A 23312-nucleotide genomic window follows, 5' to 3' on the forward strand; every position below is an offset into this window, starting at 1 on the left:
TTATTTTTTTGTCAGATAACCATTTTCTCTGAACCAGGCAATGGCATCTTGAAAGGCAATATCAATATTGGTTTGAGGCATATTCAATTCACGAACGGCTTTTGCAGATGAGTAATAGTGATCACCCACTGAAAGGCGCGCAATTTGATAAGTAATTGCTGGGCGATATTTGAAAATTTTAGCACCAAAAGAATTCAATGCTCCTACCCCAACAACTACAAATTTTGGCATGCGAATACGGGGTGGTTTTACACCAAGGATGGATGCAATTTTTCTAAACGCATCACCATAATTTAAATTTTCATGTCCGAGAATGTATGACTCACCGCTTTTACCCATGGTAATTGCATTGGCAATAGCAACAGCAACATCTTTTACATAGACATAATTTTTTCCGCCGTTAGTATATCCCGGTACTTTACCATTGTACACTCCAAGAATAAGTGCGCCAGAACTTGGTCTTGAATCATAAGGTCCAATCATGAAAGTAGGATTACCAATCACTGCATTCAAACCATGATCACGCACGGCTTCAAGAATTAGATCACTGGCACGTTTTTTTGAATCCATATAATCTAAGCCGAACTGATCACCGGTGTATGGATTTTTTTCAGTCCCCGGTTGATCAATTGGACCCGGTGCAAATGAGTTTGCCGTACCAACCGCAATTAATTTTTTAACCTTGTTGGCAAGACAGGCGTCAATGATATTTTTAGTACCATCTATATTTACTTTATTGATTATTTCAGCACGCGGTGGATATACACTGGTGTTTGCGGCACAGTGTATCACAACATCAGCACCTGCAATAATTTCTTTCAACTTTGCTGGTTCCAACAGATTTCCCTGAACAAATTTTGCCGGAAGGGAACTAATTGTTGGGGCCACTTTGTCGGTCTCAGTCATGGCAGTAATCTCATATCCTCTGGCAATTAACTCACGTAGTAAATTACTGCCCAGTAATCCATCAGGACCAGTGACAAATACCTTAGCATTCTCGGGTTTATTGGTCATAGCTTGCACGTAACGAGCTGAAAATAATTTCCAGCAAAGCTGTAAAGATAGTGCAAAACTAATTTTCGGGTTGAATTGCCCTCAATTCATTTGAGAAAGAAGTTCCTCTTTTACTGGAATTGTGCTGATATCAGGGAGTTGACAGTCAGTAGACACCCGCTGAAAGAGTAGCAAGAAGCTGTGACACAAAAAACTTTAGTTGATATTTCTTCCAATGCGAATTTCAGCGGTGTGATAAGGAATCTGAAAAATGCACCCAGAAGATGTTTGCAGATAACACATTACATACTAAAATTCATTATTGATCTATGATTAAATAATAGATTTCTGAAGGTAAATAAAAGTGGGTTGCAAGTTAAACGCCATAACGCAGGCGCAGGTCTCATTAACGTAGGCGCAGGTCTCATTAGCGTAGGCGCAGGTCGCATTAGCGTAGGCGCAGGTCGCATTAGCGTAGGCGCAGGTCGCATTAGCGTAGGCGCAGGTCGCATTAGCGTAGGCGCAGGTCTCATTAGCGTAGGCGCAGGTCGCGACCTGCGCCTACGTTAATTTTGAAAAACACTCAATTATTCAATCACGAATTTCACGCGGCTTTTTATACCGTTCGCAATTATTTCAGCGATATACATGCCTGAAGAAAGTTCAGCGATATAAATTTTATCATCACCGGTTAAAATTAACTCACCTGTTAATGAATAAATTTTTACAGACTCAATATGATAATTTGATTGAATGGTGATGTAATCATTGGCAGGATTTGGATAAACATGAACTACTGAATTAATTTCTTGTTCAAAACCCAAACCAGAAAAGGTGAAACAATCAGATGTATCAATACATAAACCATCAGTAATTACCACTTTGTAGTCACCATCAACAGTTGGAGTATAGGTTTGATTTGTTTCTCCGACAATTGCGTTGCCTGATGCGCAATCAATCCATTGGTATGATGTACCGGTTTGGTTTGTCTCAAGCACCATTCCATTTTGAATGACAGAGGCATCAACCAAACAACCATTGTATTTAAAAAGTTCTTCTCCAACAACTCCGTCATTTGCGGCAAAATATAAACTGCCATTGAACACGGCCATTCTTTTTGTTGCGCTTAGATTCCAATCTTCAGATGAATGTGCAGTACCTGGATTTATATCTTCAATCATAACCGGGTCAGTAGTTCCATTCCATCCCCAAAGTTCTCTTCCGTGTAATTCATCTGTTGCTCTGAAATAAAGTATGCCGTTGTATTCAATAAAATGTTTAGGATGACTGCTCTCCAAACCAACAGAAGGATTAGTATTAATATCAAAAACCATCGTTGGAGTATTAACTCCGTCATATTGCCAAAGCTCTGCACCCAATGTTGCATCAATTCCGCTAAAGATTAATTTATTTTGATAGACATAAAAGTTTTTTGGATTAAAACTTGCCGCACCAATTCCCATATCAATAACCATGGAAGGCAAGTTGGTTCCATCATACATCCAAAGTTCAACGCCATTAACACCATCCGTTGCACCGAAATAAAGTTTGCTGTTGAATTCCGTTACATAATATTTATCCCAAGGAGAATTAGAGTTATTCACACCCGGGTTAATATCCATGATCATACTTGGAGGATTTATTCCATCGTACTCCCAAAGCTCAATACCATTGACCCCATTATCAGCAGAAAAAATCAATTTATCATTTAATACAACCAAATCTCCGGGATACGAACTTGCGGCAGCGTTGATATTTGCAACCAATGATGGAGGATTAACACCATCATAAACATAGAGTTCATAATCATTCCCCGGCCCAGAAGCTGAAAAGTAGAGTTTACCATCAAACACAGTTAACGATCTGGGTATTGAATTGGCTCCACCCGGATTGATATCAGATACTCTGATTGGTGCGCTGATACCATCATACTCATACAATTCAGTGCCATAAGTGCCTTCATAAGCTGAGAAATAAATTTTTCCTCCATACTCAATAAAATTAGCCGCATTATCTGACCCCCCTGAAGTATTAACTTCATAATTTAATATCACGCTACCAGGTATATTCAGTTGCCACACCTCAATTCCGAATGTTGAGTGATCAGCCGTAAAGAATAAATAGTCAGAGCTTGCATACAAGAAATCAGGAGTTGAACTCGATGCACCGGAATAAATATCACTGACCAGTGAAACTTGAGAATTGGCAAAAAAGGATGCAATGACAGAAGCTAAAATAAATGATGTTTTTTTCATACTTGTATAATTCAATTTTTAATCAATTTTTTTGTTTGATATCCATCTTCAGTATTGATTTGAACAAAATAAACACCTACAGGTAAATCAGCAATTGAAATTATTTTTTCATTGGTTGTTATGAGCGTTTCACCAACCATATTGATGATTTCAATAGACTGAATTATTTCATTGGTTTGTACCGTGATAAAATCATTAGCCGGGTTAGGAATAACAGAAAAATCAATTTTTTCAGTTTGATTTAAATCCAAGGTATTTCCAACACAATCAAAAACACCATCAACTAAAAGGCTTACATCAAAACCGGTAACTGATCCATCATTTCCATTTGCTGTTTGATCTTCAATGGTTGCTGTGGTTTGACCTTCAAAACTATAATAAGCCATCAGACCAGATTCATTTCCTGAAAGACAAAGATTTTTTGTATTTGCAATTTGAGATTGCGTACGCGCCACATTCCAAATTCTCACTTCATCAATTTGAATTGGTTGCCATATATTGGCATCATCACCCCGCGCACCAATACGTAAATTATCATTGGTGTTTGAAGTTGTTAAGGCACATGCCGATGTACCGTCAAGTACTCCGTTGAGATAAAGACTCAGTGTTGAGTTAGCATGATTAAAAGTTGCCGCCACATGGTTCCATTCTCCTAAATTCACCGTGGTACTTCCATTCACTGCCACTGAGGTAGAAGGGCTTGCAATTTGATATGCCTGAAGGGTAAAATTGCTGTTAATTCTGAGAAGAAAACCTCCTGTTGCAGTATATCCATAGGTTTCAATTACAAACATTTGCTGACTCATAGGAGAAGCCGGAACAAATACCCACGCTTCCAATGTCCAACTACCACCACTCAATCTAAGATTAGAGCCATCAGGTGTTGGGATCAAACCATATTTGGTTGATTGAATAACAAGTGATGTACTGTCTTGCGCAAATGAAAATTGTGTCACCAAAGCAATACAGATGAGAGATAAAATTTTCTTCATAATTAGTAGGTTAAATGGATAACAAATTAATTTTTAATAAAGCGAGATTGCCATGTATTATCAGCAGATGAAATCACGACATAATAGATGCCTGAAGGCAATTCGTTTACAGAAATAATTTGTTCAGTGGTAGTTAAAATCAGTTGGCCGTTGGCATTGAAAATTGAAATGAGTTCAACTTGAACATCTGTTTTTATTTGAATGTTTTCAGTTGCCGGGTTTGGGGTGATAATAATATTTGATGCATTCCCTTCATCAATTCCTACTCCTGAGATTGTGGTACATGTTGAAGTATCTACACAAGAACCATACATGATTTTACAAGCGTAGTCACCATCAGAAGTTGGAGTAAAATTTTGAGATGTGGCACCAAGTACTTCCGTCATAGTTCCACAATTCAACCATTGATAGTTTGCCCCGTTTTGAACAGCACTTAAGGTAATTCCTGATTGAGTAACTGTTAAGTCCAAATTATAACTACAAGGTCCGTACTTTGCAACATAACTGTCAATACCTCCTTGCGCAGTGAGTACAAAAGGTGTGAGGCTAGAAGAAAAATCAGCTCCATCAGAAAATTGACCACCAATATAGTAATCCTCTTGTGCGTTGAAATATATTGCGTTTGCACCATCTTCATTTATTGAGCCGTAAGAATTTGCCCACAAGAAATTTCCTGAACCGTCTAATTGTACAACAAAGATGTCATTATTTCCGTGAGAAGTTTTGTTTACCACTCCGGCACCTGGATCAAAGTCAGGAGTATTTGAAAAACCACCAGTAGAATAAATGTATTGGTCCTCGTCTAATGCCAAAGCTTCAATCTTGTTATTTCCATCAACAAAAGTTTTAACCCAAACATATTCACCTGACCAATCAAGTTTCAATAAGTAAGAATATTCTGAAGTTCCGGCAGAATGCATCTGAATTCCGGCACCAGGATCAAAGTCAACATCTTGTCTGAATGAGCCCCCAATATAAACATCAAAATCGGCATTTTTCGAAATGATAGCCGTTGCTGATTCACCCCATATTCCACCGAATGATTTTGCCCACAGAAAAGTTCCATCACTCATTAATTTGAGTACAAATGAGTCATCATATCCATTTGAAACTGCGCTTTGTGTGCCTGCGGTTGGATCTAAATCCATTGTTCCACCAAAAGTACCTGACAGATATACGCTGTAGTCAAACCCGATAGAAACATCCCCGGGAAAATTGTTACCACTGGTACCTGACAATTGATGCGCCCACTGATAGCCACCGGCATTATCATAACGAGCAATAAAAATATCTCCCAAAGAGTTAACAGCAGTCATATTAGCAGTACCTACCGAAGGATCAAAATCAACGGGACCGATAAAATTTCCGGTTATCACAGAAGCCCCTGTGTACTCAACGGCAATATCCAAACCTTGACAATGACCAGTAACGCTTTCCAAGTGATTTATCCATTCAAATTCTCCATCGGAATTTAATTTTAATAAGAAAATCTGATAAAGACTTGATCCCGAAGACCCGACATTATAAACGTTAGCGCTAGGGTCAAAATCTACTTCATAGCTGAATAGGCCTGTGATGTAAATATTATTTGCATTATCAACTCCAACAGAATAACCAACATCGTAATAATAATCTCCAAAATTATGAGCCCAGAGTAAGTTTCCATCAGGATCTTGTTTCATGACAAAAATATCAAAGTTTCCATTACTGGTTAAGCTATGCGTGCCTGTGCCATTATCAAAATCAATCGTATTTGAAAATTGTCCAACGGAAATAATATTCCCACTTCCGTCAACAATTAAATCCCTAGTAATTTCTGTATCACTGCTTCCCCGACCTTGTGCCCAAATCAATTCATTGTCTTGCGCAAATGAAAATTGCGTCACCAAAACAAAACAAATGAGAAATAATATTTTCTTCATAATTAGAAGGTTAAATGGATAAAAAATTAATTTTTAATAAAGCGAGATTGCCATGTATTATCAGCAGATAAAAGCACGACATAATAGATGCCTGAAGGCAAATCATTGACAGGAATAATTTGTTCAGTGGTAGTTAAAATCAGTTGACCGTTGGCATTGAAAATTGAAATGAGTTCAACTTGTACATCTGTTTTTATTTGAATGTTTTCAGTTGCCGGGTTTGGGGTGATAATAAATGGACTTGCGCTATTTTCTTCTACAGAACTTAACTGACCTGTAATTACAATATCAGTTGACGCAGAAAGATTTGTGCCATCCATTGTCATTGCTCCAACGGTCACCGTGCCATTGTTAGTTGCAGTAAGTACACCGCTTGCATCAATAGTTGCATAAGAACTACCTGTTACAATACCCCACATCACTGACTGACTAGCGGTTGAAGGTAAAACGGTTGCTTCCATTTGAAGAGTTCCACCGGCGGCAGTGATTGTTGAAACACCTCCTTGTCCTTGAACTGTTATTGAACTTGCGAGTGAGCTTGAAGAACTGCAGTCAAGAGAAAAAACAACACCGGGATCAACATCTGAACTCCAAACTGCATTAGCAAAAGATACATTGTCAACTTGAACACAAGTTAGCGCAGGGCAATCAGTTGCAGAAAACCAACCCGGAGCCACATTCATATTGTTGCCGTTTTGCATGTTGATTTCTGTTATATAATCACTGTAATCACAATCCAAATAAACTAATGACGAAAATGCACTTAGATCCAAAACACCAATAAGATTAGAACCAAAGGCTCCAAAACTTTCTAATCCGGTAGCACCGGAAAGATCAATTGATGTCAGCGCCGTACTGGAAATATTTATCGTATTGATTGTTGGATTATTTCCAATAGTTAATGAAGTCAAATTATAACAATTCATTGCATACAAATTGGTCATCGTTTGAAGTGAGGATACATCAAGAGAAGTCATTGGATTGTTATTAATATGCACCAACGTAACGAAGCATGTAGCCGGAAAAATCACGGATGTTAATTGATTATAATCAATATGTAAGATTCCTGTAAGACCAGTATTTGCACTTAAATCAAGCGTTGTGATTAGATTACCTGCACAATTCAAATAGATAGTTCCTGTGAAAGCTTCAATACCGGTTAAATCAGTGATGCCTAGGTTTGAAACATCAATTGTACCATTGTAAGAAGATGCTTCCCAATTAGATATTTCTGTATTCATATCATCATTGATAGTTGGATCAGCGAGAAGAGCATTTTTAAAATTCGCATCCGGAATATTCACATTTTGCGTGAAAGCGAAAGATGTAAAAAGTAAACCAATTGGGATGAGTAATTTTTTTGTCATAGACTCAGTTTTTTTACGTGAAGATAATAGCACTGCCCCTTGAATCATTTTTACAATTCAGCAATAGCCAAAAAAAGTTCAGGAATGGAAAAAACAAAAGCCGACCTCAGCAAGAGATCGGCTTTTTTCATTGATTTTGGGTTGAATCTATTTTGGCAATAAGGCCAGTGTTTCATTCATCTTTGCCTCGGTAATGTATTGAATAGTTGAATTGCCGGTCATGTGTAATCCTCTTTCCGTTGCGACACCATCAGCAGTAAAGGTTTCTTCCTCTCTTGAAATACCGATAGCATAATAATAACAAAGTTTTGTATTAGGATCTTGAAATATCATGATGGCTGTTACTTCATCAGAAAAAGCAACTCTTGATCCGCTTAAAACTTTTCCATACTGAACAGTTCCCCAATCATTGCTATGAATATAACAAGCAACAAAATTAGCCGGGTCTCGTGATTCAGCCCATTTTACTTTCATCAACTCAGCTGAGCGGTTCACCAAATCTTTGTCTTGAGTTAGTTTTCCAATGGAAGGCAAATTCGTTTTTTCAGCTAACCGAAGCGTATTGTGAATTTCAGACATGGTTCCTTTTTCACCGATAATTCTCACCGCATCTTGATAGGTATATTTTGATTTGAGCGTTTCATCTTTAACAAGTATGACCGGCTTCATTTTAACGGTATCTGCAATCATCATTCCACTCACATAACCCGGATAATCTTCAGGTGCCCATTGGTATGCGCCTAAAATTAAAACACCGGGTTCAACAGTAAAAACATCAAAATCACCGGCAGTGAATTGACTAACACCAAAATTATCATGAGCGTATTTTCTATATTCATTCATATAAAAAACAGTTGGATCCGTCTCTCCTTTCATAGCAAACATAGTAAGTGAGCTTTCTGATGCATTATAATTTAATTTCACCAAACTGCACACTTTTTTAGTACCTGCGTAAGGCAAAGTAGACGTTGGATAATACGTACCGGATATACCTGTAGGATCAGAGTATTCACCTTCAGGTGGTGGCACTGCTTTTTGGGCAATTGCCATGGTTGATAAACATGTAGCGAACATGAAGAGCGCAGTAAATTTCATATATTTATTTTTAGATAGTTGATGCAAACATAGCTTGTTGTTGACCATCATCTAACGTAAGTTCATGAATGGCAAATATTATTCAGTAATGGAAAATTCAGAGAAAAAAACCAACTACAAGTAACATGGCGTTAAAATGTATTAGAATATTCAACACATTTCACAAATATTCAGCCTGCTTAGTAGTTAAGAATTATTGGACAAGGCTTGGATCTCATTCATATTATTTGTAATTTTAACCAATGAGAAAAGTGTCACAAACAGGGCTAGATTTTTTCGTTGACAAACTTACCAACTCAATTGAAAATGTGGTGACGGGTGATAGTTTTGCAACTTCGGTTACCATCGTAACACCAACAGATTTAAAAAAAATCACGAAAAATAATCAATGGAAATTTGACTGGAATTTTGAATATTCTCAACCACACAGGGAAATATACAAACTTACGATAATAAATAATCAAAACATTTTGCAGGGTCTTGTAAGTCTTGAAATAAAGGAAGATCATGTATATATGCACCTTGTCGAAAGTGCCCCATTCAACAGAGGCAAAGGTAAAATGTACGCCGGTGTTCCGGGCAATCTGGTCGCATTCGCCTGCAAACTTTCCTTTCAGCGCGGACACGAAGGTAACGTATCGTTTATTTCTAAGGCAAAACTTGTCCAACATTACATAGATAGCTTAGGTGCGTTGCACGTTGGCGGACGAATCATGATTATAGACACTGTTGCTGCATTAAAATTGATAAATAAATACTTTCAACTATGAAAACTAAACTAAAAAAAATTGAAGTAGATTTTATTGGTGAACAAAATAGACCACTCTCTGAAGAGGAACAACGTTCAATAAGCGCGTTCATCAAAAAATTAAAAGCTAAGCAAAAAGATAAACGCAAGTCACTCAAAAAGCTTAATCAACGTGCCTAACTCTCTGTAAATAGTTACGTACCAATTTTTCCCAAGGTATATGCACCGTGAAAACCAATACCCACTAAATCACTCGATAACCAAAATAAAATGGTGAAATTTGACTAAGTCGTTTCGCGAAATTTGAAACTCAAACACATACCTTCAATATTCTGTCCTTAATCAGAATTAATAAATAAGTCATCTACAATCTTCCTTATCAAGCAAGAAACTGATCAAATTCTTCTTTCCTATATTTACTCAATCTTGCTTCAATATTACCATTTAAAGTGATTGAATTGTCTGAATTTGAGAAGGAGATCAAATGTTTTTTATTGACAATCCACGATTTATGTGTTCTGAAAAAATTAGGATGATCTTGCAGAATATTTTCAAAATGACGCAAATTTTTACTGACCAGAAATTTTTTACTGCCGGTGTATAAAAAGCAATATGATTCCTGCGCTTCAATGGCTATGATTTGATCTATGTCAACCACGTGTTGAATGCCTTTTTCAGCAATAAGTATATTGGAGATATGTTTGTTTTTGATGGTTTTTTCTAATACGTTCAAATTTTCATCCAGAGAACTTTTTCCAATGCGAGACTTAGCGCGTTGAACTGCATTTTTCAAGCGTTCAATATCAATTGGTTTCAGCAGGTAATCCAGCGCAGCAACTTCAAACGCCTTCACCGCGTACGAATCATACGCAGTTATAAAGATGATTTCAAAATCAATGGTATCAAAAAAGCGAACAATTTCATAACCGGCATAATTGGGCATTTCAATATCCAGAAAAACAAGATCAGGCTTATGCTCTTTAATTGCCTGCACCGCGTTTTCTAAATTCTCATACTTACCCACTAATTCAATATCAGGACAAAATCTCTTCAATAGATTTTCCAAAACGTCTCTTGCGCTTTCTTCGTCATCGGCTAATATGGCTTTGATTTTACCACTCATCAAATTTTTCTCTTGTACTACTAAAGTACTTTTTATTTGTGAAAAAAACGGGAATTCACTTGGCGAATTCCCGGAATTATAGTTTAGTTTTTATCTAATGAATTCCCCGTTTATAATATCGTTAAGCACAAGTTATATAACTAGTTGAATGCACCTTACTTTAATTGAAAAAAAGAAAAAATATGTATTCTTAATCACGTGAAGTAACATAAATTGTTCGGTAAAAATAGGACAGTAAGCACTATGGTTCAAGAAAATTTTAGCAATGGAAAAATTAATTCATGAATGGAATTTAAAACCTTCGTTTGCACGGAATTCTAATCTCAACCCGTGTGCCTTTTACATCACCATTTTCAATCAAATCAATATACCTGAAGCCACCATTGGCATGTTGCGTAGCATTTAATATTTCAAATCGCTTTTCAATTGCCTTGAGTGAGAACGATTCAAATTGATTTGTTTTGCGTGATTTAATTTCCTTTGCTTTTGTACGACCAATGCCATTGTCTTCAACCGTACAAATTAATTCGTCATTCAAATGAAATGATATGATGATTTTTTTATCTCCTTTTTTATGCAGTAAACCATGAATCAAGGCGTTCTCAATGAATGGCTGAATAAGCATAGGCGGTAATACAATATCAGATATTTCTGCGGTATTCAACTCATAAGTAAAATCATTTTTAAATCGTAATTTTTCAAGTGAGAGATATAATTCTAATAATTTAATTTCCTGATCAAAATCAATAAATTCTTTGTCAGAATAATTAAGCGTGCGTCTTACCAAATTAGAAAAAGTAGTGATATAAGTATAAGAATTTTCTACATCACCTTTCAAAACTAAATCTTGAATAGAATTCAGCGAATTGAAAATAAAATGCGGATTCATTTGCGACCGGATTGCCGTTAGTTTTGATGCGTACAACTCATTTTCCTGTTTTGTTTTTTTGCGCAGGGCATCTAACTGATAACGATAAACAAAATACACCAGTAAAATAAAAACTATCACTGCAGAAAGAATAAACCATGCCGTGGCATAGAATGGTGCAGCAATAGAAAATGGATAGGTTACCATATTGCCAAATTGATGATTGAGCATTGGTTTTGCTTGAAACTCATAATCACCGGATGACAAGGCATTGAAGGTAATTTCATTCAGTTTATACGGTTGATTGATCCAGGTTGAATCATATCCAAGCAAGCGATATTGGTATTGTACATTGTTTTTATTTTTCAGGGTTGGGCAATGCAACACAAAACTTATCTTCCGTTGAGAAGATGAAAAATCACCTTTACTCTCCTTGTTAATTTTCTGATCATTCACCAAAATTTCGGTAATGCTAAGAGCTGGAATAATTGCATGCTCATTCCCGCGCAAAAGTGACATTCGCTGAAACCCATCTGCATTGCTTATCCACAAGGTGTCGTTTAGTACAACAAAATCAGTCACACGCTTCAGGTTTTGTCCTGTGCGGTTTTCAGTTAAATCCAAAAAATTTCCGTCCAAATCAAACTCCAGCATGCCTGATGAGGTGAGTGCATATATTTTTTCTCCTATTAGTTCAAAATGAAAAATGATCTGAGATACATTTTCATACCTGAAATCAAGTTTTCTAAGTTTTTCTTGTTCATCCCAAATCATCATTCCGCCTTCATTCAAAGAAGCATACAGTTTATTTTTATCCCAAATTAAGTTAGATGAAAAAATCGGCTGGCTTAGATCTCCTATGGTGTAAACCGAATCATCTTGCATGCCAAATAAACCATTTGCTGTTGCAATAAAAATATGATCATTGATTGAGTCATACGCTACTGAATAATTTCTGAATTGCAATTCCGGAATCCATAAAGGATGTGGCAAAGCAGTTGTAAAGTCAATTTTCACAAGCCCAATATTAGTAGCTAGGTACGCATTATTTTGCTGATCAAATACGCCATCTTTCAGTGATGCAAGAAGCAAATTTGTAACATTGCCATTTTTAAAATTATAATCTCTGATTTGTCCGTCATCAAAAATAAAATGATCAATTCCATTTTTTGCCACAATAACTTCAATGGGTCGCTTACCACTCTCATGAATAAAATCAAACTGCCCATTGCGATACACAGCAATCCGCCCTTTAGATGTGCCAATCAATAAACCACGGTCGTCAAGCCATTCAATGCAGGTTACATGATCACCTTTAAATTCTGCAAATGCGTCATCTACATTCAAATCAGGAATTACCAAAACACCTTTATCAAAAGTTCCGAGTAAAATATTCCCTTCAAAATCCTGATAAACATCTGAGATAAAATAATCATTATAAAATGGTACCGCTTGATTACTTTGTTCAAGTGAAATCATTTGAAAAATGCCGGGTAAAGTACCAGCAACCCAAACATAATTACCTTCATGATAAAACCTTACTGATTCGCTGCGATTAAATGATTCAGGTGTTTCAATGATTGATAATTCCTGCGTTTGTGTATTGAATTCATAACATGTTTTAGTAGCATTATTCATAGCGTACACTTGCTTTCCGCAATTAAAAAAAAATAACACTCCCTGTTCAGGATTTGTTGAATTTAAATAATGGATAGGTTTACATTGAATTTCAGAATTTGCAAAAATCAAAACAGAATCGGCATCCAATGCTGAAACAAAAATCTCATTCTGTTGATGTAAAAACGGATATCCGATGTAGGATTTTGTATTGGCAAATCTCTTTTTTATTTTTCCGGTATGATCCATCAATATGAGATATTTTCCACCAACAAGCAGGTCATTCTGTGGCGTAATCATCAGCCGCAAATCAGCTCTGCTTTCGCCATTATCCAGCGTATAAAAAAGTTCACATGATTGATTTCTCAGAACAAAAATCTGATTATTTAAATTGTTGCAATAAATATCACCCTGTTGATTAATGACAAAATTGAAATAGGACAAACTGCGAGAATCAGCGCATGAAACTTTTTGAAAAGAATAATGATCATAAAAGACCAGCCCTTCATTGGTAGAAAACCAAAAGTTCAAATCACGATCTTGAATGATATCATAAATCTGTGCTCCCTTGAATTCCTCTTCACCAAATATGAAATAGGCGGGCTGAACATCTTGAGCAAACACTGACTTTAAACAGAAGGTGATTCCGAAAATTGTTGCGTATGTTTTAAGCCAGTTCACCTTTTCATTTAAATTTTAGGAACACAATGATAAGGAATATATGGAATTTACATGCAGCCCTTACAGACCGACAGTAAATAAATGAACAACAAACGACATAAAAGCCAACCACATATTTGCTTTTTCTCGTCAAACAAGCATACTCTTCGCAAAACCAAGAGAGCTAATATTTTCCTGCTGCGCTTGAGCGGAGACAATTATTTCGACAATAACGAATAAGATTGACTTGGTGGAAACAGCAAATCCAAAGCATTTGGTTTTATTTTAAAGATGGGCCCTTTCTCGACAACGCTTCCAGTTGGCTTTCTTTTTATTAAATGGTCAAGGGTAATGATTCCTTGCTCTAATAATATATCGAACTGCGAGACAATCGGTTTTTTCGTGTGCTCGACTTTTTTATATTGGAAATGTTCTTTTCCTCCAAACGTAACAGAATCGGCAGCAATCCAAAAAGTTTCATTGTGCTTTTCAAGTAGACGTTTATGTAAAGTTTCTAAACCCCAGACTACAAAATCTCCAACGTTGGATTTATCTGAATTTTCAATCAGCTGACTAATTTCGCTATCCATTTTCAATTTCAATCCTTGTGAATTTCTGACAAGTGTTGATACGGTGCAATACAATTTAAAATCATCTCCACGACTATATCCAAAAGCGTTTAAGATTTCGGCGGAACTTTTGAATTTGCTTAAATGCCAGTCAGGAACTTGTGCAAAAAGGTTTTTCCGATTTCCTCGTTTATCACGATATGACTTCAATTCAATCCCTTTGTAATCTGGTTTCTTTGACGAATTTATATCAATTCCTAAAAGTGTTTCAAGCGTTCTACCGATTGCCGTATCAGCTTTTAGCATTGCAGGAACCGGGCCTTTTGCTGCAATTTTATTGAGGAGTATCAACAACTCATCTGCAACTTCATTAGAAATTTGATTTATTTCATTGACCAACTCCTGAAGCGGATTTGTTATTTTACTTTCAATTAGTTTGTGTAAATCCAGTTGAGTAATATTCAAAATATATAGCCTTTTTTCAAAGGCAATTATGCCCAGAATGTCATTTGCTTTCGAGTATGCTCCTAAACCTTTAAACCATATTCGTGGGTCACCTTTTTTAGTATTAGGACGATACAAAGATGCTAAAGAATTTGTCAACTCATTCTTACCAATCAAGTATGAAGCTATTTGAATTTTATTTTCCTGACCTTGTTTCTGTAATTCAAAATCATTGATATTCTTAGATTTCAAATAGGCTCTTACCGAACCAGTAGCATCCATTATCGACTTTTCAAGTCCAGTTCCAGTTGGTTCAATTAAACAAATTTCTACCGATTTTTCAGTTAGAAGTTTTATTCTGCTTATTTCAAGGGTTGTTAATTGCCTCATTTTTTAAAAAATTGGATTAGTACTTCTTTAAGCAAAGGTTCACCAAAATCAACTATGAAATTTTCATCATTCCAAGATAAGTGATACTCTCCAATCTTATTATGCGCAATACTACACCTTATACGATATATCCAATAAGCAGTAACATTAATAATAAATTTATTATAATCTGAAGTTGCCGGTACTTTAATTGCTTGTAAATTTGCTTGTGAAAATGAACCAGAAGAAACTACAGATTGAAATTTTATAAGATTTGTTAGATGAATATCACTTTTAGATTTTCCAAAGTGAATAAACATATCCTCTCCTATTACTGGAAAAGACTGAATTTTTTCAAGTTTTGAAGCAAGAGAATTTATATCTGAACATTTATTTTCCAGTAAATCAGTTAATCGTTCTAATTCTTTGTTTGAATATTCATTTAAAATTTTACCTATTACATTTGAATCAGCTGGAATGTTTAGTGCTTTTATTTTACTTATTACAGCATAGTCAAATTGAAGCTCCAGAAGATGATATAATTTTAAAAATCTCTCAAAGGCATATGGTTGTTCTATTGCTCTTACGCAACATTCAAATGAATACTCGTCTAAATCATTTAATTTATCCCCAAGTTCAATATTAAATAAATTTGATTTATAGCGAGAAGTTGGAGCCCCAGCAGGAAGAAGATGTGCAAAGCCACCCCATAATAATGAACTTTTTTAGATAATCTTTGTTATAGTCCAAAAAGAAATCAGATTTGATTAATAAAAAATCTGTTTCAAATTTATAAGAAATGTTATTATAGTCGGAATGTTGGGCTGTTGCAAGAAATGAAATGAATTCAAATTCCGTCATTTGTGAAATTTGCACATCTCCTTTTTCTTTTAAAAAAATTAAATACCCTTGAATAATTCCATTATGAGAAATTGAAACTGGATTACTTGTATTAAAAGAATTTGAAACTCTTTCAACCTTTATGGGAACGTAATCATTAATAACGAAATAGTCATAAAGCTCAAATACACTATTAATATTAACTGGTGCTTGACTATCATTTTTTATTTGCTCTATTTCTGCTAATTGCATATCCTAACTAGCACTAGTTTTCCAACATTCTAAAAATGACTCTTCGCCCTCCCCAATAAAGAATTCTCTAAAACCATCCATTATTAATTTCCTAGTACCGACTCCAACATTTACTTTTTTAGAATCTATCCCACTTTTGATTGTCTTAAATTCTTCTAAAAAAATTGGGTCATCGGTAGAACTAGATTCTTTTAATAAGTTAACTAATTTCTCAATTGAATTATCGACTCTATGAATTTTTTTTGCATCAGAAGAGAATTTACCAACAGAGGCAAAGAAGGCTTTAATAGTATTTTCCTCCGCTAGCCAATTCTTAAAAATCCCTAGAGTATTATGACCATTATAAATTCGATAAAATTCAAAATCTAAATCACAGTATAATTTTAAATATTTTACAAAGAGAGAGTATGATTCATTAAGTTCATCTTCTTCCGATGAAAGAATTTCATCTTCATTCATTTTTTTTACAACCAAATTATCTCTTTCAACTTCTGGACTTTTGGTTAAAAAGCTATAGTATCCATTAACAATTCTATCAAAAGGAAATTTCTTCGGATGACTCCGAATAGTTCCATCTCTTTCCAAATAAATTTCTAAACCGTTAATTCCCTTTTCCAAATCATTTTTTAATGTCATAAATAGCAGTTCAACTTGGTGCCTCATTGACATTGGCTTTTGTCCCGAGTTTAAAACAATTAATCTATATATAAGATGATTTATTTCTTTTTCGAACCATATTTCTAGCAATAATTTTTGATCAGGATTAAAATTAAACTTCTCCTCAATTAAATCTTTAATGATATAACTTCTTTGCAAGCCATCCAAAATATAAATGTCACTTGCCCCCAATAATGCCGCCTCTAATTCTTTTTGTTTTCTGCTTTCCAATAAAGGTAAATAACTCTGCACTTTTAAGTGGTCAATCGCTAAAGTAATTCCTGGTAACAAAGCTCCTTTTTTAATATCTTCTTTTAACCTAGTATATTTTTTGGGGTCAACTCGTTTTCTTTGAATTTCAAATTTGTCTATATCTGTTCCTACAAGAGTAAGATAATCTTTAATAAAAATTTCCGCATAAACAACTGGTGTGTTTGTCCTACAGTCCCTAGTGTATCCAATAATATTTAAACTCATATTAATTTATTTTATATTTTTTAAAATCTCCAACGCCACTGCACGTGCCATTAATGGTGGAACTGCATTACCTACTAATGTAAATTGTGGCACTTCAAATTTACGTTTATTTCCGCCAGTTGATCGTTTTCCCTGAAACACAAATGAATCATCAAAGGACTGCAATCTTGCCATTTCTCGAACCGTTAATGCTCGTGGACTTGAAAAATGTATGTAATCATCTGGTATTGTCATAACAGTAGGGCTTTGCGAATCTGGTTTTAACACATTGTAATTGCGTTTTTCAGAATCAAGACCAATTTTTTTGAGTTCCTTTTTTGCCATATCATAATCACCGGTATTCAAAATGACTTCTAACCTTTTTACAACATCATCATTTTGCTTACTTGTCTTATGATTATGCAATGGAGCGACTATGTGCGTTAAAGTATTTTCAAGTTCTTCGAAACTCCTTACATAAAATGGGTTTTTGGCATTTGAAAACCTTCCATTTAAACGGCCTTTTTTTGACCATTCAGCATATGTTAATCCTTTATTATCATCTGGCTTTCCATCAATATTTCTTTTCTTTATTAATGCTTTCATTTTTTCAGTTGTACCATTGTATCTTGACTTTAAATCAATCGTTTCATAACTGAATTTTTCATCATCGTTCCCCACAAAATCTAAATCATACAATGCTTCAAAAACTGTTACTTTTTCATTTTCACAAACCGTTGGTGGGACATTTTTAATTAAATTTTGGTCTTTACGACAACCGATAAATAAAACACGTTCACGATTTTGTGGAACACCGTAATTTGAAGCCAACGCAACAAATGGCTGGTCAATATTATACAATCTTATGTGAGATAATATTTCTTCGAATTCGTTTTCTGCATTTAATGCTTTCACAAACGGTTTAAGACCTTGGATGCATTCTTCAAACGAAAAATTGTAAATTTCTAGTGCTGAAATAATTTCAGCGATTTCAGCTTGATATTCTTTTGAAGGTTTTAATTTTTTAAACGCATCGTGTATTTGTTCAATAATAGAATCTGATTCAATTGCTGTCAAAAACGAATCAAATTTTTCAGCAAAGAAATCATTGTCCAAATCGCTGTGTGCTTTTTCTAAAATGACTTTCTTTCTTACATAAGCCAACTCCTTACTTCGTTTCAATAGGTTGAAACCGTGTCGAATTGTATTAATATTTACATCAGTTTTACTTGTTTTGTAATCAGCAATTTTTGGAGTTAGTAAACGAAACTTATTCTCAATAATCTGAATATAATTCTCTCTATATTTTTCCAACTCCTTTTCATTCGCTGATTCAAATTGCATTCGTAAGTTATAGCAGTCAAGCGTAAATATTTTCTCCTTTTCAGCTTTTCGTAGTTTCGACAAGAAGTAAATTAATTGATGAAATTCTTTTAAATCAATAATTGATTTGATTTCTTGTAAAATCATTTCCTTTATTTTTCCACCTTCTTTTGTAAGTATGCCTTTTACATTTTCCATTACAAAATACTTCGGCCGTAGCACACGAATTACATTTAAGTAGTGAGCAAACAAATCATCCTTCTTGTCAAACTTTTTACGCTTACCAGCTAAACTAAAACTTTGACACGGTGGACCACCACAAACGACGTCAACTTGATGACCTTTCAATTTCTTTAGTAAATTATCTAAAAAATCTGGTTCGGTTATATCTTGTCGCAAAAACTCTGCATCCATTCCAAGTTGATAGTTATATCGGGCAAGATGAGTTAATTCGCAATTCTCGTTTATATCGCTTCCTAATAAAAAATCATAATATCTATTTCCGTATTCGGCTTGTAAAAAGCCTTCACTAAATCCTCCAGCACCTGCAAATAAATCAACAAATGTTGTTTTTGTTTTTCCTTCATATTCTGCTAAATTCTCGCAAACCATTTTCACATCGGTATTAACTTTTCGGCTGTTTACTAATGACAAAATCTTTTCTTTCACCTTTCGATCTGTAAAGTGAGTATGTGAGACTGAATTAAAATATTTTTCAACTTCTTGCATCAAAAACGATAAGAACTTGTTTATTGATTTATGATTGTATTCAGAATCCTTGACGACCTGATTTTTATTGTCCCAATCTTTTTTTAATATTTTTTCGCCAGTTGCAACTTTGACTTGGACATCCTTTTGCCTGATAACAAGGTGTATTGGAAACCTTTTACTTTTATCGGCTTTATCTAGGTAAAACTTCACATTTATCATATAGCGGACATTTTTACGGACACGGACAAATTTACGGACAAACATGACGCTGGCAAGAAAAAAGTGAATTAATTTCCAACAACGCACGGTACGCACTCAGACAGTGCTACAAATCGAAAGTTCAAGAAATGACAAAAAGAAGGGCAACTTGAAATACGGGTTTGGCAAAAGTGGCGGTTCAGCGCATCACAAGCCAATTTTTAGTAATATTGAAGTACGGTTGTTCATATGAAGATAAGTGGTTAAAAAACCACTATACAAAGACGCAAAACATTGCCAATGATTGAGAAAATCCAGATTACCAGCGTCACCAAAAATTTCCCATCACTTAGAATCCATATACTCCCAAAATTTTCTGGCATTTACCAGATGTTGTTCGTATGTTTCAGCAAATGCATGCAACCCACTGTTATCTGGCTTTGCACAGAAATATAAATAATCATGTGACTCAGCGTTAAGCACCGCATCAATAGCTTTTTTTGAAGGAATACGAATTGGTCCCGGAGGTAATCCTGCATAGAGGTAAGTATTATACGGACAATCTTTTTGCATGTGCATTTCAAGCAGGCGCTGCACTCCGTCCAGTTCATCACCCCAGCAAAATTTCGCGGTTGGATCAGCTTGTAATTTCATTCCTAAACGCAGCCTGTTGAGATATAAGCCGGCAATTGTTTTCCACTCTTGAGAATGTATACCTTGCTCAGCTTCAAGAATAGAAGCTAAAGTTGCAATTTCTGATTCAGACAAATTAAGTTCTTTTCTTTTTTTGGTTCGCTCTTCATTCCAGAAAGTTTTCCATTGCTCAGCCATGAAGTCAACAAACTCTTCAGCACTCATATCCCACTCTCCTACTTCATAAGTATCCGGCAGAAAAAGTGACATGATAGTTTCATTTCTGAATCCATATTTTTCAATTGTTTTTGGAGACATGATATAGGTGATCAGTTGGGTAGAATCTGCTTCAATAGCCGGTGCCACCTTACCCGCCAGCTCATACAAATCATCACAATTATTAAATGTGATGGTGACATCTTTCAATTCTTGATTTCCATTTTTTAAACCGTACACCAGATTTTTAATTTTCATGCCGGCAGTGACTTGATATTTTCCGGGTTCAATTTTTGCATCATCAAATTCAAAATACGATGCAAAATCTGAGAATGTATTGGCATCAACAATTCCTTCTGTTTCTAACTGCTTTGATAGCACATCCATGGTGGTTCCGGTTTCAATGTACAGCAATTTATTTTCAGTATTTTTTACTTTAGAAAAATGCATGCTGTATACAGGCCATCCCCAAATATAAGCGCTGGCACCAGCAGCCAGAATGAGTACTATGATGATTACTTTTTTCATGTTCTACCAATTGAAGAATTGTCTAAAATGATCTACACTAATTTACATTGATAAATAAATTCATCCATCCAAATACCTTGATGACTATGCCATTTTTCAAGTACACCTACACGTTTAAATCCGTTGTGTTCAAACAGCCTGATGCTTGCCAGATTATCTTCATGAATGCGAGCCGTGAGATTTCTAATACCGATAACATCTCGTGCATAGGTCTTAAGTAAATTAAGTGCGCTTGTTGCTGCACCGTTTTTTCTATGAAGTGTATCAATTAGAATTCCGGTACCGGCGTGTTGATGTCTAGGATCAAAATCAAATAAATCAATTGCACCAATAGTTTTTTGAATGGCTGTATCATCAATCATCAAACGCACCTGTTTGACCGCAAAAATATCTTGCGCCGCATTAACGTATTGTTGAATAATATCTTTAGAAAATGGTGTGAGCGTATTACTTACGCGCCAATATTCAGGATTATTTTCCCAATGCAGAATAAGATCAAGATCATCAGGTTCAAGCGCCCTGAGTTTAATATTACCGTTTTGCAAGCAGTTTTTCATTCAAGGCCTGAATGTACGCAAAAATGGTTTCTTTGGAATATTCACGCAGGGTAAAATAATTCTGATCTTTGAAATCAGGTTCCATGTTCAAGTGATAAACTTGTTGAATACGTTCTTTCTGCTGTAATTCGCTGATGAGTTCAAAAACAAATTCTGCTTTGCTGTCAGGTGCAATGCATTCTTTCACCGGCTGTAAACAGGTAAGTCCCGTGCCATGTAGCTTTTCATATTTGCTAAACACAGACCATGGATTTTGTTGAGAAGTATCTAATTCAACAAATATCATTTTGCGTTTGCTGCGCACCAAAGTATGTAAATAGATACTAAAATCCTTGGCGTTTTCACACTCTTTATAGGTGAGTGAATAATACAAACCATTATGAATCAAACACAGGTGAGGTATAGATTCAGGAGAGATAAGTAAAAGATAGGTTTTATTTTTTTCAGCGCCCGGAAAAGGCACTACATTATGCAATTTCGTCATGGATGATTCCCTGATATACAAATTGGGCCGGCCCTTCCAGCCAGATGTTGCGATAGCCATTCTCATATCGTTCAAATTTTACGCTGAGACTACCTCCCTTCACATGAACAGTGATTGTGCCAAAATTTAATTCATTTCTGAACGCATAAGCCAATGCACAAGCTGTAACCCCGGTTCCACATGAGAAAGTCTCATCTTCTACTCCCCTCTCATACGTTTTAACCGCAATATAGTTACATGATAGTGTTTTTACCAAATTCACATTGGTGCCTTCTTCTTTAAACCGATCTGAATACCTTATTTCTTTACCAAATGAAATGATGTCTTTTTTATTCTGCTCATCAAAACAAACATAATGAGGTGAACCGGTTTGTATCAAAAGATCAGTGCCTAAGTGCTGAAATTTTTCTACATCTTTCATTTTAATGGATATCTTTTCTTCAGAATAATCAGCTACATGTATACCATCAATAGCGGTAAAACTTACACGGGCATTTTGAAATATACCCAAGCGGTGCGCATAACTTACCGCACAGCGTGAACCGTTACCACAAAAACTCTGGCTGCCGTCAGGATTGTAAAAATCCATAGCAAAATCTGCCATGTCTGCTTTTTCAATAAAGATTAAACCATCAGACCCAACACCAAATCTGCGTTTACACCACTTGCGTGCAAATTTTTTTTTGTCGTGCTCAAAATGACCGGAACGGTTGTCAATGAGAATAAAATCATTGCCGGTGCCATGGTATTTGACAAATTCAATCATTGAATACTTCCGTTTTGGATACCTCACTGAAAGGCAGAAAATCTTGTGTCTCTTTCATTTTATAGTACACATTCTGATAAGAGAAAAAATAGTCTCCGCCATCACGGTAAATTTTATAATCAAATTGTGGACTCAAGCCGTAAACCACCAATTTTTTACGAGACAATTTATACCCTTCAAAATTTAGTGGTGACTCCCAGAATTCAACAAACATATTGGTATTCTGCACTTCTTCAATACCAAGTAAATTTTGCATGGTAGTATCAGCTGATGCCACTTCTGTGAGGTCATTGATAGGAAGATTCACAGAGCGTATGAGTTTTTCAGTGGAGATATTTTCATCCATTAAGGTTGAATCCATCATCATGGCAGCCATCAACGAATCTTCAGAATTTATGTATGAAGAATCCGTCATATCATCATCATCATCTTCATCTTGATTGTGGTGATCAGATTCATCGTGATCATCTACGTTGGAATTAAGTGCGGTAGAATTTGTATGTTCATTATCTAAGGTACTGTCAATTGCAGTCAATGAAAAATGTGTACCGGCAATGTAGCCAATGGTGATTCCAAGAATAAAAACACCGGTAATAATTAAATACTTCATACAGTTTTTTCTACAAACTCAGACGATGAGAAAATGATCAGGTTGACTGGTTGCCAGCC

The 23312-nt window shown here is 35.4% G+C and carries 21 protein-coding genes; 3 read left to right on the forward strand and 18 right to left on the reverse strand.

Annotation, left to right across the window (positions count from 1 at the left end; all coding sequences use genetic code 11):
- Window positions 1-1014 (reverse strand): NAD-dependent epimerase/dehydratase family protein, encoded by a 1014-nt coding sequence (locus IPH66_09995; protein ID MBK7129677.1) that lies wholly within the window; start codon window positions 1012-1014, stop codon window positions 1-3.
- Window positions 1015-1362: 348 nt separating this feature from the next.
- Here IPH66_09995 and IPH66_10000 point away from each other — a divergent pair, with 348 nt between their 5' ends.
- The gene (locus tag IPH66_10000; GenBank protein ID MBK7129678.1) at window positions 1363-1563 is read left to right on the forward strand and encodes a hypothetical protein; all 201 of its coding nucleotides are present in this window, start codon (window positions 1363-1365) and stop codon (window positions 1561-1563) included.
- A gap of 17 nt (window positions 1564-1580) precedes the next feature.
- On the opposite strand, the gene IPH66_10005 is transcribed toward IPH66_10000, so the two are convergent.
- From IPH66_10005 to IPH66_10025, 5 genes are all read right to left on the reverse strand, one after another.
- Window positions 1581-3248, reverse strand: a complete 1668-nt coding sequence (locus IPH66_10005; protein ID MBK7129679.1) for a T9SS type A sorting domain-containing protein — start codon at window positions 3246-3248, stop codon at window positions 1581-1583.
- Between the two features lie 11 nt (window positions 3249-3259).
- Window positions 3260-4240, reverse strand: a complete 981-nt coding sequence (locus IPH66_10010) for a T9SS type A sorting domain-containing protein (GenBank protein MBK7129680.1) — start codon at window positions 4238-4240, stop codon at window positions 3260-3262.
- Window positions 4241-4266: 26 nt separating this feature from the next.
- Complete coding sequence (locus IPH66_10015; protein MBK7129681.1) at window positions 4267-6162, reverse strand: T9SS type A sorting domain-containing protein; 1896 nt, start codon at window positions 6160-6162, stop codon at window positions 4267-4269.
- A gap of 26 nt (window positions 6163-6188) precedes the next feature.
- A complete protein-coding gene (locus IPH66_10020) occupies window positions 6189-7529 on the reverse strand; it encodes a T9SS type A sorting domain-containing protein (GenBank protein MBK7129682.1) in 1341 nt (446 codons plus the stop codon).
- 147 nt (window positions 7530-7676) lie between these two features.
- Window positions 7677-8624, reverse strand: a complete 948-nt coding sequence (locus IPH66_10025) for a hypothetical protein (GenBank protein ID MBK7129683.1) — start codon at window positions 8622-8624, stop codon at window positions 7677-7679.
- A 242-nt stretch (window positions 8625-8866) separates the two neighbouring features.
- Between IPH66_10025 and IPH66_10030 the strand changes: the two genes are divergently transcribed.
- A complete protein-coding gene (locus IPH66_10030) occupies window positions 8867-9394 on the forward strand; it encodes a hypothetical protein (GenBank protein MBK7129684.1) in 528 nt (175 codons plus the stop codon).
- Window positions 9391-9552, forward strand: coding sequence for a hypothetical protein (locus IPH66_10035; GenBank protein ID MBK7129685.1), 162 nt, complete (start codon window positions 9391-9393; stop codon window positions 9550-9552). Before IPH66_10030 ends, IPH66_10035 begins: the two co-directional genes overlap by 4 nt.
- Before the next feature lie 199 nt (window positions 9553-9751).
- On the opposite strand, the gene IPH66_10040 is transcribed toward IPH66_10035, so the two are convergent.
- The 12 genes from IPH66_10040 to IPH66_10095 all read right to left on the reverse strand — a co-directional run bounded on the left by IPH66_10040 (window position 9752) and on the right by IPH66_10095 (window position 23253).
- Window positions 9752-10495, reverse strand: a complete 744-nt coding sequence (locus tag IPH66_10040; GenBank protein ID MBK7129686.1) for a response regulator transcription factor — start codon at window positions 10493-10495, stop codon at window positions 9752-9754.
- A gap of 292 nt (window positions 10496-10787) precedes the next feature.
- Window positions 10788-13661, reverse strand: a complete 2874-nt coding sequence (locus IPH66_10045; GenBank protein MBK7129687.1) for a histidine kinase — start codon at window positions 13659-13661, stop codon at window positions 10788-10790.
- A gap of 197 nt (window positions 13662-13858) precedes the next feature.
- The gene (locus IPH66_10050) at window positions 13859-15043 is read right to left on the reverse strand and encodes an MvaI/BcnI restriction endonuclease family protein (protein ID MBK7129688.1); all 1185 of its coding nucleotides are present in this window, start codon (window positions 15041-15043) and stop codon (window positions 13859-13861) included.
- Entirely contained in the window at window positions 15040-15342 is a 303-nt protein-coding gene (locus IPH66_10055) for a hypothetical protein (GenBank protein ID MBK7129689.1), read from the reverse strand. The genes IPH66_10050 and IPH66_10055 overlap by 4 nt, the downstream gene beginning before the upstream one ends.
- 337 nt (window positions 15343-15679) lie before the next feature.
- Window positions 15680-16114 (reverse strand): hypothetical protein, encoded by a 435-nt coding sequence (locus tag IPH66_10060; GenBank protein MBK7129690.1) that lies wholly within the window; start codon window positions 16112-16114, stop codon window positions 15680-15682.
- Between the two features lie 3 nt (window positions 16115-16117).
- Window positions 16118-17248, reverse strand: a complete 1131-nt coding sequence (locus IPH66_10065; GenBank protein MBK7129691.1) for a hypothetical protein — start codon at window positions 17246-17248, stop codon at window positions 16118-16120.
- A gap of 6 nt (window positions 17249-17254) precedes the next feature.
- Entirely contained in the window at window positions 17255-19480 is a 2226-nt protein-coding gene (locus IPH66_10070; protein ID MBK7129692.1) for a DNA cytosine methyltransferase, read from the reverse strand.
- Between the two features lie 324 nt (window positions 19481-19804).
- On the reverse strand, window positions 19805-20836 hold the full coding sequence (mltG, locus tag IPH66_10075; protein ID MBK7129693.1) for an endolytic transglycosylase MltG: 1032 nt from the start codon (window positions 20834-20836) through the stop codon (window positions 19805-19807).
- 32 nt (window positions 20837-20868) lie between these two features.
- Window positions 20869-21393, reverse strand: a complete 525-nt coding sequence (locus IPH66_10080) for a GNAT family N-acetyltransferase (GenBank protein MBK7129694.1) — start codon at window positions 21391-21393, stop codon at window positions 20869-20871.
- Window positions 21368-21877, reverse strand: a complete 510-nt coding sequence (locus IPH66_10085) for a hypothetical protein (protein ID MBK7129695.1) — start codon at window positions 21875-21877, stop codon at window positions 21368-21370. The genes IPH66_10080 and IPH66_10085 overlap by 26 nt, the downstream gene beginning before the upstream one ends.
- Window positions 21861-22643 carry a diaminopimelate epimerase gene (locus tag IPH66_10090; protein ID MBK7129696.1) on the reverse strand — a complete coding sequence of 261 codons (783 nt, stop codon included), beginning with the start codon at window positions 22641-22643 and terminating at the stop codon, window positions 21861-21863. The genes IPH66_10085 and IPH66_10090 overlap by 17 nt, the downstream gene beginning before the upstream one ends.
- Window positions 22636-23253, reverse strand: a complete 618-nt coding sequence (locus IPH66_10095) for a hypothetical protein (protein MBK7129697.1) — start codon at window positions 23251-23253, stop codon at window positions 22636-22638. Before IPH66_10095 ends, IPH66_10090 begins: the two co-directional genes overlap by 8 nt.
- Between the last annotated feature and the right edge of the window lie 59 nt (window positions 23254-23312).

Source organism: Crocinitomicaceae bacterium (assembly GCA_016708105.1).
In the GTDB taxonomy this organism is placed as follows: Bacteria; Bacteroidota; Bacteroidia; order Flavobacteriales_D; family Crocinitomicaceae; genus JADJGJ01.

Coding starts and splice junctions, on each gene's coding strand:
- IPH66_09995 (MBK7129677.1), bottom strand. CDS start 1,014: ATGACCAATAAACCCGAGAATGCTAAGGTATTTGTCACTGGTCCTGAT.
- IPH66_10005 (MBK7129679.1), bottom strand. CDS start 3,248: ATGAAAAAAACATCATTTATTTTAGCTTCTGTCATTGCATCCTTTTTT.
- IPH66_10010 (MBK7129680.1), bottom strand. CDS start 4,240: ATGAAGAAAATTTTATCTCTCATCTGTATTGCTTTGGTGACACAATTT.
- IPH66_10015 (MBK7129681.1), bottom strand. CDS start 6,162: ATGAAGAAAATATTATTTCTCATTTGTTTTGTTTTGGTGACGCAATTT.
- IPH66_10020 (MBK7129682.1), bottom strand. CDS start 7,529: ATGACAAAAAAATTACTCATCCCAATTGGTTTACTTTTTACATCTTTC.
- IPH66_10025 (MBK7129683.1), bottom strand. CDS start 8,624: ATGAAATTTACTGCGCTCTTCATGTTCGCTACATGTTTATCAACCATG.
- IPH66_10030 (MBK7129684.1), top strand. CDS start 8,867: ATGAGAAAAGTGTCACAAACAGGGCTAGATTTTTTCGTTGACAAACTT.
- IPH66_10035 (MBK7129685.1), top strand. CDS start 9,391: ATGAAAACTAAACTAAAAAAAATTGAAGTAGATTTTATTGGTGAACAA.
- IPH66_10040 (MBK7129686.1), bottom strand. CDS start 10,495: ATGAGTGGTAAAATCAAAGCCATATTAGCCGATGACGAAGAAAGCGCA.
- IPH66_10050 (MBK7129688.1), bottom strand. CDS start 15,043: ATGAGGCAATTAACAACCCTTGAAATAAGCAGAATAAAACTTCTAACT.
- IPH66_10055 (MBK7129689.1), bottom strand. CDS start 15,342: ATGTTTATTCACTTTGGAAAATCTAAAAGTGATATTCATCTAACAAAT.
- IPH66_10060 (MBK7129690.1), bottom strand. CDS start 16,114: ATGCAATTAGCAGAAATAGAGCAAATAAAAAATGATAGTCAAGCACCA.
- IPH66_10065 (MBK7129691.1), bottom strand. CDS start 17,248: ATGAGTTTAAATATTATTGGATACACTAGGGACTGTAGGACAAACACA.
- IPH66_10070 (MBK7129692.1), bottom strand. CDS start 19,480: ATGATAAATGTGAAGTTTTACCTAGATAAAGCCGATAAAAGTAAAAGG.
- mltG (MBK7129693.1), bottom strand. CDS start 20,836: ATGAAAAAAGTAATCATCATAGTACTCATTCTGGCTGCTGGTGCCAGC.
- IPH66_10080 (MBK7129694.1), bottom strand. CDS start 21,393: ATGAAAAACTGCTTGCAAAACGGTAATATTAAACTCAGGGCGCTTGAA.
- IPH66_10085 (MBK7129695.1), bottom strand. CDS start 21,877: ATGACGAAATTGCATAATGTAGTGCCTTTTCCGGGCGCTGAAAAAAAT.
- IPH66_10090 (MBK7129696.1), bottom strand. CDS start 22,643: ATGATTGAATTTGTCAAATACCATGGCACCGGCAATGATTTTATTCTC.
- IPH66_10095 (MBK7129697.1), bottom strand. CDS start 23,253: ATGAAGTATTTAATTATTACCGGTGTTTTTATTCTTGGAATCACCATT.